This window comes from Actinoplanes sp. NPDC000266 (assembly GCF_042899005.1).
Classification (GTDB): domain Bacteria; phylum Actinomycetota; class Actinomycetes; order Mycobacteriales; family Micromonosporaceae; genus Actinoplanes.
Window position 1 is genome coordinate 449,866 of sequence record NZ_JBIAZI010000006.1, and the last position, 13,191, is coordinate 463,056.

Below are 13,191 nucleotides of genomic sequence, written 5' to 3' on the forward strand. Positions count from 1 at the left end.
CTGGAGCTAGCCCTCTTCCTCGTCGACCTTCTCGCAGGGGCCGGGGCCGCCGAACTGGAAGGTCCGCAGGGTGGTCGGGTTGTTGAACGGCGTGTAGGACGGGTTCGTCGTGCGGATCTGCAGCTCGACGGTCGGGCCGTTCAGATAGGTCACGCTGGCCATCTTGGCCGCGACGCCGTCCTTCTTGGGCTTCTTGCCGTTGCCCATCTGGGTCCAGCAGGGCGTCGTGGTGGTCGAGGCGACCTCGCCGAAGACCTGGATGAGGCCGGAGCGGTTGAACGAGATGCCCTGCTCGTTCCAGAGCGCCTCGGGGAAGTAGCCGACCCACTCGGTGTCGTACGCGATCCACCAGGCGTTCTTGAAGTACTGGATGCCGAACTTCTTGCTGGTGTCCTGCGGCAGCGTGTCACCGGGCTTGATGTTCTTGCTGTACGGCACGAAGCCGCAGCCGTTGTAGCAGGTGGGCTTCTTGTCGACCCAGTGGAAGACGAACAGGTGCGGATCGTCGTCCCCGTTGACCAGGCGGTCGACCGTCCAGCCGACCTCGACGATCTGGCGGCCGTCGGCCGACTGCAGGGCCAGCTCGGCCAGCGAGTGGTAGTCGCTCTCCTCGAGGCGGGGCTTCGAGATCGTCACGTTGGCGTAGACACCGTCGGTCTCGGCCGCCTGCGCGCCCACGTTGTAGAGGTAGTTGACCTTCGTGTCGCCCGTGGAGTCGGACGGCGGCTCCGGCGGCGCGAGGTCGGTCTTCTCCGTACGCAGCACGTCGGTCGTGGTGCGGAAGCGGCCCTTGGGCCCCTCCTCGTCCTTGGGGACGACCGAGCCGCTGGTGTCGTTGGCCGCGGCCGACAGCCCGGCCGCGCGCAGCGACTTGGAGCTGGCGCCGGCGTGACCACGCTTGATCTTCTTGGGACGCTCACCCCACGGCAGGTTGACCGGCGGGGTCGGCGGCGCCTCCACCGCGGCGGACGCCTCGGCGGCCGTGGGCGGCGCGATCTGGTCCGCGCCCGCGCTCAGGGTCGAAGCGACCCCGAAGGCGCCGACCACGGCAACGGCTAGACCGGCGGCAAGAAGACCGCGGCGTGACTTCAACACGTGTCCGTCCTCGTTCGTCGGATGCTCTTCGTCGGGAGCCTCGGGATCGACGTCACCATATAGCTTTCTCCATTGCGGAGAACCAGCTCAGAGCGATTTCCGCCTTAACGGCTGAGGCGGTGAACCGATCCGGTGATGGTTCCGCGCATTTATTTGACGGAGAGTATTCGCCTGATCGCAGAGGGCGGCGCCGGCATCCGCCCCGAAAGAAGCAAAGTGCCGCGAGCTTCTTTCAGGTCTTCCGACAATCCACTGTGCAGTGACCTACTCGCGGACCATTCGGGCATGTCCGTAATCGGCGGGCTGCCCCTCGCCCCGTACCCCGGTTCGGCCAACTTGCCACCGGCTCACGGCGAGTCCCGCTACCCTGGAGCACGTTGAGCTGGTAAACCTATAGGGCCGGTAGGACATGTATGCAAAGCGAGGAGCTCCCGTGACCGTCGTCGACACCCGCCTCGACCATCTCGCCATCGCCACGCGTTTCGCGGCGGCGCCCGAGCAGTGGCCGGTGGCGCCGCGCTTCAACCCGGTCGACCGCTGGTACCAGCGCCTGAACGTCACCGACGACTACGAGGTGTGGCTGCTGACCTGGCTGCCAGGCCAGGGCACCGACCTGCACGACCACGGCGGTTCGGCCGGCGCCTTCCACGTCTTCAGCGGCACCCTCACCGAGGAGACGGTGTCGGTGGCGGCCGGCCACGCCCCGCGCATCACGTCGCGCGAGCTGGGCGAGGGCGCTGGACGCCGCTTCGGCACCCACCACATCCACCGGATGACGAACAGGTCGAGCCGCCCCGCGATCAGCGTGCACGTGTACGGCCCGGCCCTGACCACGATGACCCGCTACCGGGTGGGCGCCGAGGCCCTCGAGGTGCTGACCGTCGAGCGAGCCGGAGTCGAGTGGTGACCAGCGCCCTCCACACCGCCGCGCCCGTCGAACTCGTGTCCGGCCCCGCCTCGGCCCGCGTCGTCGCGCCTGCCGGCTCGCTCGGTATCGCTGAGATCCTGGACCGGGCCCGCACCCGGCTCACCCGGGTCGGCCCGCGCGAGACGCACGAGGCGATGGCGCGCGGCGCCGTGCTCGTCGACATCCGGCCGGCGGCTCAGCGGGCCGAGCACGGCGAGATCCCGGGCGCCGTCGTCATCGAGCGCAACGTCCTCGAATGGCGTCTCGACCCGCGCAGCGACGCCCGTCTGCCGTGGGCCGGCAGTTACGACCTCGAGGTGATCGTCACCTGCCAGGAGGGCTACACGAGCAGCCTGGCCGCCGCCGCCCTGCTCGACCTGGGCCTGCACCGCGCCACCGACCTGGCCGGCGGTTACGCCGCTTGGCAGGCCGCCGGCTTCCCGGTGACCCGCTGAAGCCGGCCGCAGGCCGCTGGGTTTCGCGGCCGCAGGCCGCTGGGTGAGTGGGCAGCCCAGCCCGGCGGCGGCGTGAGGGCTGAACCAACGACGGCCCGGCTATTACGGCGGGAGCCGGCTTTTCGCTAATCCCGTACCTCTGGCCTTGCTTTTCGGGGTAGGAGGAACGAAAGGCACAAAGCCGCCAGCAACAGCGCGATCGTCACGCCCGTCGTGCGCACGGTCGCGTCCTCGAAACCGGCTCGGACCTGCTCCTGGGCGTAGGTCTGCACCTGGGGCGGCAGCGGGCCCGACTGGCAGCTCGGCGGCACCACATCCGGATCGTCCTCGGCGGTGCGGTCCCGCAAGCAGTCGCGCAGGCCGGCCGCCACCGCGGGCTGAGTGTCGGACGGAACGCCGGCGGCGGTCAGGACCGTGGTCAGCCGGGACGACGAGTTGTCCACATGCGAGGCCACCTGGCCGGGCAGGATCGCGAAGAAGATCGTGCCCAGCACGGCGATGCCGAAGGCGCCGCCCAACTGCTGCACCGAGGTCAGCGCGCCCGAGGCCGAGCCCGTCTCCTCGTCGTCGACGCCGGCCAGGACGATGTTGAAGAACGGGGCCATGGCCAGCCCCATGCCCGCGCCGACCAGGACCAGGCCCGGGATCAGTTTGTACGGCGTCACGTCCGCCCCGGCCAGCCGGACCGACAGCGCGAACGCCGCGGTACCGACGATCATCACGACCGTGCCCAGTTGCAGGAGCCGGCGACCGAAGTGCTCGGCCAGGCCCGCGCCCGCGGCCACGAAGCCGGCGACCGTGCCCAGCGCCTGGGGCAATGTGGTCAGTCCGGCCTTCAGCGGCGAATAGCCCAGCCCGATCTGCAGATAGAACGTGAAGACCAGCCCGGTGCCGATCAGGGCGGCGAAGAAGACCAGGCCGACCGCGAGACCGCCGGAGAAGGCCCGCTTGCGGAACAGGCTCGGGGTGACCAGCGGATCGCGGCCATTGCGTTCGCGGCGCGCCTCGTAGATCGCGAACAGGCCGAAGATCACCACGCCGAGCGCCAGCAGCGCGAAGCACCACACCGGCCAGTCCAGCTCGCGGCCCTGCACCAGCGGGTAGAGCAGCAGGAAGGCGCCGGCCGCGGCCAGGATCACGCCCAGCCAGTCGAGGCGCGGGGCCCTGGCGCTGCGGAACTCGGGCAGCCAGCGCACGGCGCCGAAGAGCGCGAACAGGCCCAGCGGCAGGTTGATGAAGAAGATCATGCGCCAGCCGGCGCCGAAGTAGTCGGCGTCGACGAGCCAGCCGGCCAGGATCGGGCCGCCGACCGAGGACAGGCCCATCACCGGCCCGAAGGCGCCGAACGCCTTGGCCTGCTCGTCGGCGCTGAACATCTGCTTGATCATGCCGAGGCCCTGCGGCAGCATGACCGCGCCGAACAGGCCCTGCACGGCCCGGGCGGCGATCAGCTGGGCCGGGGTCTGCGCCAGCCCGCAGACGAGCGAGGCCAGCGTGAAGCCGGCCGCGCCGATGAGGAACATGCGGCGGCGGCCGAAGATGTCGCCGAGCCGTCCGCCGGTGAGCAGGCCGATGGCCATGGCCAGGGTGTACGCGGCGCCCAGCCACTGGATGAGGCTGTAGCTGCCGCCGATCTCGTCGCGAATGACCGGGCCGGCGATGACGACGCTGCCCTGGCCCGCGGACCGCCCCGCGAAAAAGACCTACTCCCGCGACGAGATCGTGCGGATCGGGCTGCGCCTCGTGCGTTCCGAGGGCATCGACGCGGTCAGCATGCGGCGGATCGCCACCGAGCTCGGCACCGGCCCGTCCAGCCTCTACGCCCACCTGGCCCGGGCCGCGCTCGCGACCATACCGACCGGGCCCAACGCGCTCCGCATCTCGAACGCGATGTTCGGCATGATGCTGGCCGGCGACATCCCGCCCCGGATCGGGGCCTGGGCGATGGACCGGATCTTCCTGTACATCACCGCCGACGCGTACGAATACTCGATCTGGCGTCACCAGGTGAAACACGCCGGCTCGGACAAGGACACCTTCATCTCCGAGATGGGCCGGCAGACGCTCGCCTATTTCGAACAACTCCCGGCGGACATTTACCCACACATCACGACGTACGCCACAGCGTTGGTGGGCGGCAGTGTCGAAGCTCGATTCGAGCTCGGCCTCGAGTTGCTGGTGGACGGTCTCGACAAGTACTCCGGCGTTAGTTGATCTGAGAACTTTTGTTGATACTGGGAGCATGCTCCCCGTGCCGGTCACCGCGTTCGGGCCGCTGCACCTGTTGGCGCTCCGGGTTCACCGGCTCGCGACGACCGGGCGTGGCCACGAGGCGATCGAGGCCGCCGACGCCTACCTGAACCTCGCCCGCGCCGTCGGCGACGACCGGACGGTCACCTTTCTGGTGCAGGGCAAGATGTACGCCAACCTGCACATGGGACGGATCGCCGAAGCCGCCGACCTCGGCGAGCGGCTGCTGCGCCTGCACCGGGCGGCCGGCTCGGCGCTCGGCGAGGCCAAGGCGCTGGGCGACCTGGCGCAGTTCGACGTGCTGCGCGGCCGGTTCGTCGACGGCATGCGCAACCTGGCCCGCGCGGCCGTCCTGATCGACCGCGACCACCACGACCGTGACCGCTGGGTCTCGGCGCTCTGCTCGTTCGCCGAGGCGGCGTCCTCGGCCGAGATGTACGAGACCGCCGCCGAGGCGTACGAACGGCTCAGCGTCACCCACCCCGAGTTCGGCCTGGTCCACGCGGCCACGCTGCTGCACTGGGGCCTGCGGCTGAGCCACGTCGGCCGGCACGACGAGGGTGCCACCCGGCTGCGCCGCAGCGCCGCCATCACCCGGCGCCAGGTCGAGCAGCGCCCGGACGACATGGCCGCCACCGCCATGCTGGCCCTGGCCATGGCCAAGCTGGGCGACGACGTGCTGGCCGAGAAGACCGTCCGCGAGGCGGTGCTGCCGCTGCGGTCGACCGAGAATTACCGGTACGCCCGGATGGCGCACCTGGCGCTCGGCATCAGCCTGCGCCAGCAGGGCGCGCTGACCGAGGCCCGCACCGAGTTCGTCGCCGCCCGCGAGCTGTGCGCGTTCGGCCCGCGCCCCGACGAGCAGACGATCATCCGGTTCGAGATGGCGCTGACCGCGCTGGCGGCCGACGGCGGGCAGGCCGGGCGCGACCTCTTCGAGGCGGTCGAGGGCCAGACCGGCGAGCTGTGGCGGCTGCGGCTGCAACGGCTCGGCATGCTGCGCCAGGCCCGCCAGCGTGAGGAGTCCGAGGCGGCCCGGGCCCGCGCCGAGCGGGAAGTGCTGCGCGACCCGCTCACCGGCCTGGACAACCGGCGCCGCTTCGACCTGCTGATCGAGCGGATCGACCGGGGCCGGCTGGCCGCGCCGCTGGTCCTGCTGCTGGTCGACGTCGACCACTTCAAGGCGATAAACGACGCGTACTCGCACAGCACCGGCGACCGGGCGCTGCGCGAGGTGGCCCGCATACTGCGCGCTCACTGCCGGGCCGAGGACGTGCCGGTGCGCTACGCGGGCGACGAGTTCACCGTCTTCCTGCGCGGCGATCTGACGGTCGGGCGCGAGGTCGGCGAGCGCATCCGCACCGCGGTGGCCCGCTCCGACGTCCTGCCGGGTGTGCGCCTGACCGTCAGCGTGGGCCTGGCCGCGCTGAACGAGGGGATGACGGGCGAAGAGCTCTTCCGGGCGGCCGACGACCGGTTGTACGCGGCCAAGTGGAGCGGCCGGAACACTATTTCGGCCTGACCACTCCCGTCTTCCCGCTGTAGAGGGACCGCGATCCGTCGACGGCGCGCGGGGTGTCCGGAGCGTCGAGCCAGATGATGTACGGCTTGCCCGACTGGAGCCCGCTGATGGTGGCGCTGGCATTGCACTCGGCGCCGGTGGTGATGGTCTGCCAGACCGGGTCGGGCTGAGCCCCGGAGACGATCTCCTGCGGCACGGCCGTGATCCGGTACCGGTGGCCGAAGCGGTTGGGCCACTGCACCGAGAACGAGCCCGCACCGGGCGTCACGATCATCGGGATCAGCACCTGGTCGGCGTCGGGCCAGCCGATCGCGCAGGCCGTGCTGGTCGGCAGGAACGAGACCGGCGGCAGGCCGGGCCGCGGGGAGCCGGTGTAGGTGACCACCGGGCTCGGGGTGCGACTGCCCGACGACACCCGGACCCAGGGCTCGGCCGGAGCGGTCGTCCCGGCACTCTGTGGCGTGTCCGATTTGCCGCATCCACCCAGGAGGAGGAGCGGCACTAGAGCCCACGCAGCCCGCATACTCTTACGGTCGGCGCGAAAAAGGACAAACTTAGTCGAGTTGCCCGGTAGTCCCCCGGATGACCAGTCGCGGCGGGATCACCATCTCGCGGTTGGTCACGGCCGCCCCGTCGATCCGCTCGACCGCCCGGGACACCGCCAGCTTCGTCATGGTCTCGATGTCCTGGGCCACCGTGGTCAGGTCGATGTGGGCCATGCTGCTGAAGCTGCTGTCGTCGTAGCCGACCACGCTGATGTCGCCCGGCACCGACAGCCCCTCGCGGCGCAGCACGTCGAGCAGCCCGGCCGCGCTGAGATCGTTGAAGACGGTGACCGCGGTCGGCGGCCCGGTCAGCAGCTCCCGCGCCGCCTTGGCGCCGTCCTCCTCCCCCGGACCACCACCGACGACCCGGATGTACGCCTCGAGGCCGTGCCGGCGCATGGCGTCGCGGTAACCCTTCTGCCGGTCGGCCGAGCTCGGCTGGTGCTTGCCGCCGTCGACGTGCGCGATCCGGCTGTGCCCGAGCGCCACCAGATGGTCGACGGCCAGGTGGAGCCCGCGGGCGTCGTCGGTGCGCACCACGTCGACCTGGCGCTGGCGCACCGAGCGCATCATCGCCACCACCGGCAGCCGCCCGGCCAGCGTGGCCAGCTCGGCCGACGGGATCAGCGGCCCCAGCAGCACCAGCCCCGCGCACCGGTCCTGCAACAGCCCGGCGATGGCCGCCCGCTCGTCGCGCCGGGGCGTGATGGCGCTGAGCGTGAGCTCGTAGCCGACCCGCTCGGCCGCGTCGTAGAGCCCGGTGAGCAGATCGTCGTGGAACGGGTGGGCCACGCCGAAGACGACCCCGAGGAGCCGGCTCTGCCCGCTGCGGAGCAGCCGGGCCCGGTTGTCGGGCTGGTAGTCGAGGCGGCGGGCGACCTCGAGCACCCGTTCCCGGGTGGCCGCGCTCGCGCCCGGCGCGTCGCGCATCACGATCGACACCAGCGCCACCGAGACTCCGGCCTCGGCGGCGACGTCGGCCAGCGTGGTCCGGCTCATGGCCGAAACTTTACCTGTGATGACTAGAACGTTCTAAGACCGGAGCGACTAGAACGTTCTAGAGTCGATCACGTGGAACACCTGACCTCCGGCCGCCGCTGGGCGGCCCTGCTCGCCCTCTCCCTGGGCGGGTTCGGCCTCGGCCTCACCGAGTTCGTCGCCATGGGCCTGCTGCCCAACCTCGCGCAGGACCTGCTGCCCACCGAGTACGCCCACAGCGCCGCCGACGCCGTCGCCAAGGCGGGCTGGATGATCTCGATCTACGCGCTGGGCGTGGTCGCCGGCGCGCCCACGATCGCCGCGCTCACCGCCCGGTGGCCGCGCCGCCGCCTGGTCGTCGCCCTGCTCGGCCTGTTCGTCGTCGGCACCGTGGCCTCCGCCCTGGCGCCCACCTTCGAACTGGTGCTGGCCGGCCGTTTCGTGGCGGCCCTGGCCCACGGCGCCTACTTCGGCGCGGCCGGCCTGCTCGCCGCGGCCATGCTCGGCCCCGGCAGCGAGGGCAAGGGCTTCGCGCTGGTGCTGGGCGGCCTGACCGCGGCCAACGTCTTCGGCGTCCCCCTGATCACCGGCCTCGGCCAGGCGGCCGGCTGGCGCATCGCCTACCTGGCCGTGGCCGGCGTGTTCGCGCTGACCCTGATCGCCGTGCTGGCCACGGTCCCCGAGATCCCGGCCGCGCCCGGCGGCTCACCCCGCTCCGAGCTGGCCGCCTTCCGCTCGCCACACGTCTGGCTGGCGGCGGCCGTGGCCGCGATCGGCTTCGGCGGCTTCTTCGCGGTGAACAGCTACATCGCCCCGGTCACCACGCACGTCACGGGCCTGTCCGAGTCGGCCGTGCCATGGGTCCTGGCCGTGATGGGCGTCGGCATGACAGTGGGAAACGCGCTCGGCGGCGTGGCGGCCGACAAGAACCTGCGACGGAGCGTGCTGCTCGGCTTCGCCGCGATGATCGCCACGATCGCCCTGTTCGGCCTGGTCTCCCGTCACCCGGTCGGGTTGTTCCTGGGAGCGTTCCTGGTCGGCGCGGCCAGCCTGTTCATCGGTCCCGCCCTGCAGGCCCGGCTGATCGCGGTCGCCCCGGGCGCCCAGTTGATGGGAGCGGCGGTGAACCAGTCGGCCTCGAACGTCGCCAACAGCGCGGGCGCGGCGCTGGGCGGAGCGGTCATCGCGGCGGGTTGGGGCTATCTGTCGTCGGCCTGGATCGGCGTGCTGCTGGCGGTGACCGGCCTGGCGCTGGCCGTCGTGAGCTTCCGCTCGGACCCGGGCGCCCGCACCCGCGAGCCGGAACGCCAGCCCGAGCCCGCCGGCGTGTAATCCCAGCCCAGCCCAGCGCCCAGCCCAGCCCAGCGCCCACCCTCCCGGGGGCCCCCGTCCTGCTCCAGTCTGACGCGATCAACGCGAAGGAGCGAGCTCGCGGGGGCGCCCTGTGGACAAGGCCGCGCCCTGTGGACAAGCCCGCGAACGACGACCCCGGGCACTACGATCAGGCCGGCCCGAGACGGCGCCCAGCCCCACCGCTCAAACAGGCCCGAGACGATGCCCAGCCATCTCCAGCACGCCCTGCCCGACGGTCACCGGGGTCTTCAACCCCGAGTCGTCCCTCAGCGTGATCGTGGCGCCCTCGAGCCGGTAAGTGCCGTGCGCGGGCTTTCTGCGCCCGGCCACCGTCCCCGCGTACGTCCCGTCGGTCCTGATGTCCAGACGGACGGTGCCGTCCGCGCTGCGCCACGAGCCGACCGGGTCGGTCTTCTTGGGCGCGCTCACTCCCAACGGCCCATCACCCGCCTTCAGCTCCCGCATGGCGATGGCCAGCAGGGCGGCGGTGTCCAGGACGGTCATGTCGAGGTGCTCTTCGGGGTGATGGCGCATCGGGGCTCCGGTGTCGGGGACGGGTCCCCTACCTTCGGCGGCCGGCCCCCGGATCGGAGCCTTTCAGGCGACCGTCGACTTCAGCGCCGCCGTCACGGCCGTTGTCAGCTTCTCCAGGTAGTCGTCCGGCATCGGCGAGCGTGAGACCGCCAGGCGCCAGTACAGCGGACCCAGGATGATGTCGACGGCGACCTCGGGGTCGGTGCCCTCGGGCAGTTCGCCGCGGGCGACCGCCTGGCCGACCAGTTTTTCGCCGACCGCCTGCTGGTGGGTGCGCAGCGCCGTCTGGAGGGTTTCGGCGATCTGCGGGTTGCGGGCCGCCTCGGCCATCAGATCGGGGATGATCTGCGACGCGATACGGTGTTGGAGGGCCCGGTGGACAATCATCATGATCAGTTGAAGGTCGCCGGCGAAGCTTCCGGTGTCGGGCAGCGGGACGCTCCGGCCCGCGACATCGGAAACGATCTCGAGGACCATCTCGAGTTTGTTGCCCCAACGGCGGTAGATTGCCGTTTTGCCCACCCCGGCGCGGCGCGCCACGGCTTCGATGGAGAGCCTGCCGTAACCGACCTCGGCAAGCTCGTGCATCACGGCGTTGCGAATCGCTACGGTGATGTCGCCTCGGAGTACAGCCGCTCCGGCTGGTGCGCGCTTTCCTGTTGCCACTCGGTCACTATACGCCAGGACGTAACGGTTGCGTTCCGCCGTTCGGTCGGATAACCTTCCGCACGTCGATACGAAGGCGTTCCATCGACGGCGGCTTGACATGCTGCTTAAGTGTTCTCGCGGAAAGAACCAGGGCCCGGCATCCCTCACGGGCCGACGAGATCGGAGCACCACCCCATGGCTCAGACGGCGGTCGCCGATTCCGGGACCGGGCAATCGCTCAAGGAGCTGGCCCGGCGGAACGGCTTGACGGCGGCCGGGCGACTCCCCGGCATAGCCGAGTACACCCGGCATCTCTGGTCCTACCGGCACTTCATCGCGGCCTTCGCCAATGCCAAGGTGAGCGCCTCGCTGGGCACCACCAAGCTGGGCGCGATCTGGCAGGTGCTGACCCCGCTGATCAACGCCGGCGTCTACTACGTGATCTTCGGCGTCCTGCTCAACACCAAGCAGGACACGAACAACTTCATCGCGTACCTGTGCGCCGGTGTCTTCATCTTCGGATTCACCCAATCGGTGGTCCAGGCCGGCGCCATGGCCATCACCTCGAACATCAACCTGATCCGGGCGCTGCACTTCCCCCGAGCCAGCCTGCCCATCGCGATCTCGCTGGTCGAGGTCCGCAACATGATCGCCTCGATGGCCGTGCTCATCGCGATCATTCTGCTCACCGGTGAGCCGATCACCGTACAGTGGCTGCTGATCTTCCCGGCCCTGATCCTTCAGGCGATCTTCAACTCGGGGCTGGCGCTCTTCGTGTCGCGGCTCTGCGCCAAGGTCACCGACATCCGGCAGCTGATCCCGTACATCATGCGGATCTGGATGTACGGCTCCGCGGTCCTCTACCCGGTCACCTTCTTCTCCGACCGGATCAGCGGCTGGCAGCTGGCCCTCGTCGAGGCCAACCCGATGCTGGTCTTCATCGAGCTGATCCGGCACGCCCTGATGGAGAACGTGACGCTGGCCGCCTCGCCGCTGCGCCTCTGGACGTACGCGGTGATCTGGACGGTCTTCGTGGGCATCGGTGGATACGTGTACTTCTGGCGCGGAGAGAAGGGCTACGGCCGTGGCTGACGAGCGAATTCCTACGGTCATCGCGGACAACGCGCACATCGTCTACCGCATCTACGGTTCGGTGGCGCCGGGCGCGAACAGCCCGCTGGCCAGCCTCAAGCGCATCGTGACCGGCAAGAAGAGCGCAGCCGTGCGCGAGGTGCACGCGGTCAAGGGCGTCAACTTCGTCGCCTACAAGGGCGAGGCGATCGGCCTGATCGGCACGAACGGCTCCGGCAAGTCGACGCTGTTGCGGGCGATCGCCGGCCTGCTGCCGGTCGAGCGGGGCGGTGCGATCTACGCCTCCGGTCAGCCGTCGCTGCTGGGCGTCAACGCGGTGCTGATGAACGACCTCTCCGGCGTGAAAAACGTGGAGCTGGGCTGCTTGGCCATGGGCATGACGCCGGCTCAGGTCAAGGAGCGCACCGAGGAGATCATCGAGTTCTCCGGCATCGACGAGCGGGGCGACTTCAGCTCGCTGCCGATGAAGACGTACTCCTCCGGCATGGCGGCCCGGCTGCGCTTCTCGATCGCCGCCGCCAAGAAGCACGACGTGCTGCTGATCGACGAGGCGCTGGCCACCGGTGACGCGAAATTCCGCAAGCGCAGCGAGCAGCGGGTGCGTGACCTGCGCGAGGAGGCCGGCACGGTCTTCCTGGTCAGCCACAGCGAGCAGTCGATCCGCGACACCTGCGAGCGGTCGATCTGGCTGGAATCGGGCGTGATCCGCGCCGACGGTCCCACCGACGATGTCTTGAAGGAGTACGAGACCTACGTACGCAAGTAGGTCCCGCACTCCCTGAAAAGATCACCGCATTGAAAGATGCACGTGGTTCGTGTGGTCGCTGGAAGGGTCGCCGTTTCCTCGGGTGTACGCCTTCCAGCCGCTGCTCGGCAGCCAGATGCGCTCGAACCAGATGACGTAGAGCACGCCCAGCCGGTCCGCGTTGTTGATGAAGTAGTTCGCGAGATTGGTGCCGTACGTCTTGCTGGCCCCCGTGGCGACGCCGCCGAAACCGTTCTTGTCGGCGGCGAAGTCGCAGGCTTTGCCCTTGGGGTGCTCACCGCTGTTCTGCTCGCGGAAACAGGCGACGAAACGGGTGAAGCCGTCCGCCTGCGCCTGCTTGAGGGCGTTGAGCGTACGAGGGCTCAGGCACCCGCTGGTGGTCGGGTCGGGCTCGGTGCAGCTCTCGGACGGCAGGGAGCCGTCGGAGTCGCGTGGCGCCGCGCCCGCCTTCTGCTTGCTGGAGGAGCTGACCGCCTTGTCACTGGCCTGCGGGGCGTCCTCGCCGGTCTTGTCGTCCCCGCCGGTGTTCGCCGCCTTCAGGGCGCTCTCGGCCTGCGTCTTGCGCTTGGCCATGAGGGCGACCTGCTTCTGTTCGTTGCGCACCTCGGTGTCGATGGCGACCTTGGCCGCCTGCTGGGCGTCGCGGGTGGTCTTGAGCGCCGCCACCGCCGCGTTCTCCTTGACCGCGATCGTCTCGAGCGTCTCGGCCCGGTCGAGGAAGCCCTCGGACGAGCCGGCCGAGAGCAGCGCGCTCATCGGGCCGAGGCGCCCGGTGCGGTACGACTGCTGGATGATGTCGTCCAGCGCGGCCTGGCGCGGGGCGATCTGCTTGTCGAGCTCCTTGAGCTTGTCGGCGAGCTGGGTCTGGCGCTTGCGCGACCGCTCCAGCGCCTCCTTGGCCTCGACGAAACCCTTGGAGGCGGCTTCGAGCTGCTGGATGAGGGTCTTGGGGGCGCCCTCGCCGTCGTCACCCGTGTCGCCCGGCGCGGCTGACGCCGGGGCGGCCACCGCTAAGGCGAGGCCAGAAATCGCGACGAGCATCGCCA

General features: G+C 70.1%; 14 protein-coding genes. 7 read left to right on the plus strand and 7 right to left on the minus strand.

Annotated elements, in window-relative coordinates; genetic code table 11:
* Positions 1-6 precede the first annotated feature (6 nt).
* Entirely contained in the window at positions 7-1,095 is a 1,089-nt protein-coding gene (locus tag ACFY36_RS26320; protein WP_499748594.1) for a neprosin family prolyl endopeptidase, read from the minus strand.
* Between the two features lie 433 nt (positions 1,096-1,528).
* Between ACFY36_RS26320 and ACFY36_RS26325 the strand changes: the two genes are divergently transcribed.
* On the plus strand, positions 1,529-2,002 hold the full coding sequence (locus tag ACFY36_RS26325; RefSeq protein WP_499748595.1) for a cysteine dioxygenase: 474 nt from the start codon (positions 1,529-1,531) through the stop codon (positions 2,000-2,002).
* Between the two features lie 35 nt (positions 2,003-2,037).
* Positions 2,038-2,457: a rhodanese-like domain-containing protein gene (locus tag ACFY36_RS26330; RefSeq protein ID WP_499748790.1), complete on the plus strand. Its 420-nt coding sequence runs from the start codon at positions 2,038-2,040 to the stop codon at positions 2,455-2,457.
* 125 nt (positions 2,458-2,582) lie between these two features.
* Here ACFY36_RS26330 and ACFY36_RS26335 read toward each other — a convergent pair whose 3' ends face one another.
* Positions 2,583-4,118, minus strand: a complete 1,536-nt coding sequence (locus tag ACFY36_RS26335; protein WP_499748791.1) for an MFS transporter — start codon at positions 4,116-4,118, stop codon at positions 2,583-2,585.
* Between ACFY36_RS26335 and ACFY36_RS26340 the strand changes: the two genes are divergently transcribed.
* Positions 4,117-4,671 carry a TetR/AcrR family transcriptional regulator gene (locus ACFY36_RS26340; protein WP_499748596.1) on the plus strand — a complete coding sequence of 185 codons (555 nt, stop codon included), beginning with the start codon at positions 4,117-4,119 and terminating at the stop codon, positions 4,669-4,671. The genes ACFY36_RS26335 and ACFY36_RS26340 overlap by 2 nt on opposite strands.
* A gap of 28 nt (positions 4,672-4,699) precedes the next feature.
* Positions 4,700-6,229: a GGDEF domain-containing protein gene (locus tag ACFY36_RS26345; RefSeq protein ID WP_499748597.1), complete on the plus strand. Its 1,530-nt coding sequence runs from the start codon at positions 4,700-4,702 to the stop codon at positions 6,227-6,229.
* Here ACFY36_RS26345 and ACFY36_RS26350 read toward each other — a convergent pair.
* A complete protein-coding gene (locus tag ACFY36_RS26350) occupies positions 6,216-6,731 on the minus strand; it encodes a hypothetical protein (RefSeq protein WP_499748598.1) in 516 nt (171 codons plus the stop codon). The genes ACFY36_RS26345 and ACFY36_RS26350 overlap by 14 nt on opposite strands.
* Positions 6,732-6,783: 52 nt before the next feature.
* Positions 6,784-7,773, minus strand: coding sequence for a LacI family DNA-binding transcriptional regulator (locus tag ACFY36_RS26355; RefSeq protein WP_499748599.1), 990 nt, complete (start codon positions 7,771-7,773; stop codon positions 6,784-6,786).
* Between the two features lie 72 nt (positions 7,774-7,845).
* Here ACFY36_RS26355 and ACFY36_RS26360 point away from each other — a divergent pair, with 72 nt between their 5' ends.
* Positions 7,846-9,084, plus strand: coding sequence for an MFS transporter (locus ACFY36_RS26360; RefSeq protein ID WP_499748600.1), 1,239 nt, complete (start codon positions 7,846-7,848; stop codon positions 9,082-9,084).
* Between the two features lie 204 nt (positions 9,085-9,288).
* Here the strand turns inward: ACFY36_RS26360 and ACFY36_RS26365 are convergent, their stop codons facing one another.
* On the minus strand, positions 9,289-9,639 hold the full coding sequence (locus tag ACFY36_RS26365) for an Atu4866 domain-containing protein (RefSeq protein ID WP_499748601.1): 351 nt from the start codon (positions 9,637-9,639) through the stop codon (positions 9,289-9,291).
* A gap of 63 nt (positions 9,640-9,702) precedes the next feature.
* On the minus strand, positions 9,703-10,305 hold the full coding sequence (locus tag ACFY36_RS26370) for a TetR/AcrR family transcriptional regulator (protein WP_499748602.1): 603 nt from the start codon (positions 10,303-10,305) through the stop codon (positions 9,703-9,705).
* 177 nt (positions 10,306-10,482) lie between these two features.
* Between ACFY36_RS26370 and ACFY36_RS26375 the strand changes: the two genes are divergently transcribed.
* Together ACFY36_RS26375 and ACFY36_RS26380 are read left to right on the plus strand one after the other, a co-directional pair.
* Positions 10,483-11,379: an ABC transporter permease gene (locus ACFY36_RS26375; protein ID WP_499748603.1), complete on the plus strand. Its 897-nt coding sequence runs from the start codon at positions 10,483-10,485 to the stop codon at positions 11,377-11,379.
* A complete protein-coding gene (locus ACFY36_RS26380) occupies positions 11,372-12,145 on the plus strand; it encodes an ABC transporter ATP-binding protein (RefSeq protein WP_499748604.1) in 774 nt (257 codons plus the stop codon). Before ACFY36_RS26375 ends, ACFY36_RS26380 begins: the two co-directional genes overlap by 8 nt.
* Positions 12,146-12,166: 21 nt before the next feature.
* Here the strand turns inward: ACFY36_RS26380 and ACFY36_RS26385 are convergent, their stop codons facing one another.
* A complete protein-coding gene (locus tag ACFY36_RS26385; RefSeq protein WP_499748792.1) occupies positions 12,167-13,186 on the minus strand; it encodes a coiled-coil domain-containing protein in 1,020 nt (339 codons plus the stop codon).
* Between the last annotated feature and the right edge of the window lie 5 nt (positions 13,187-13,191).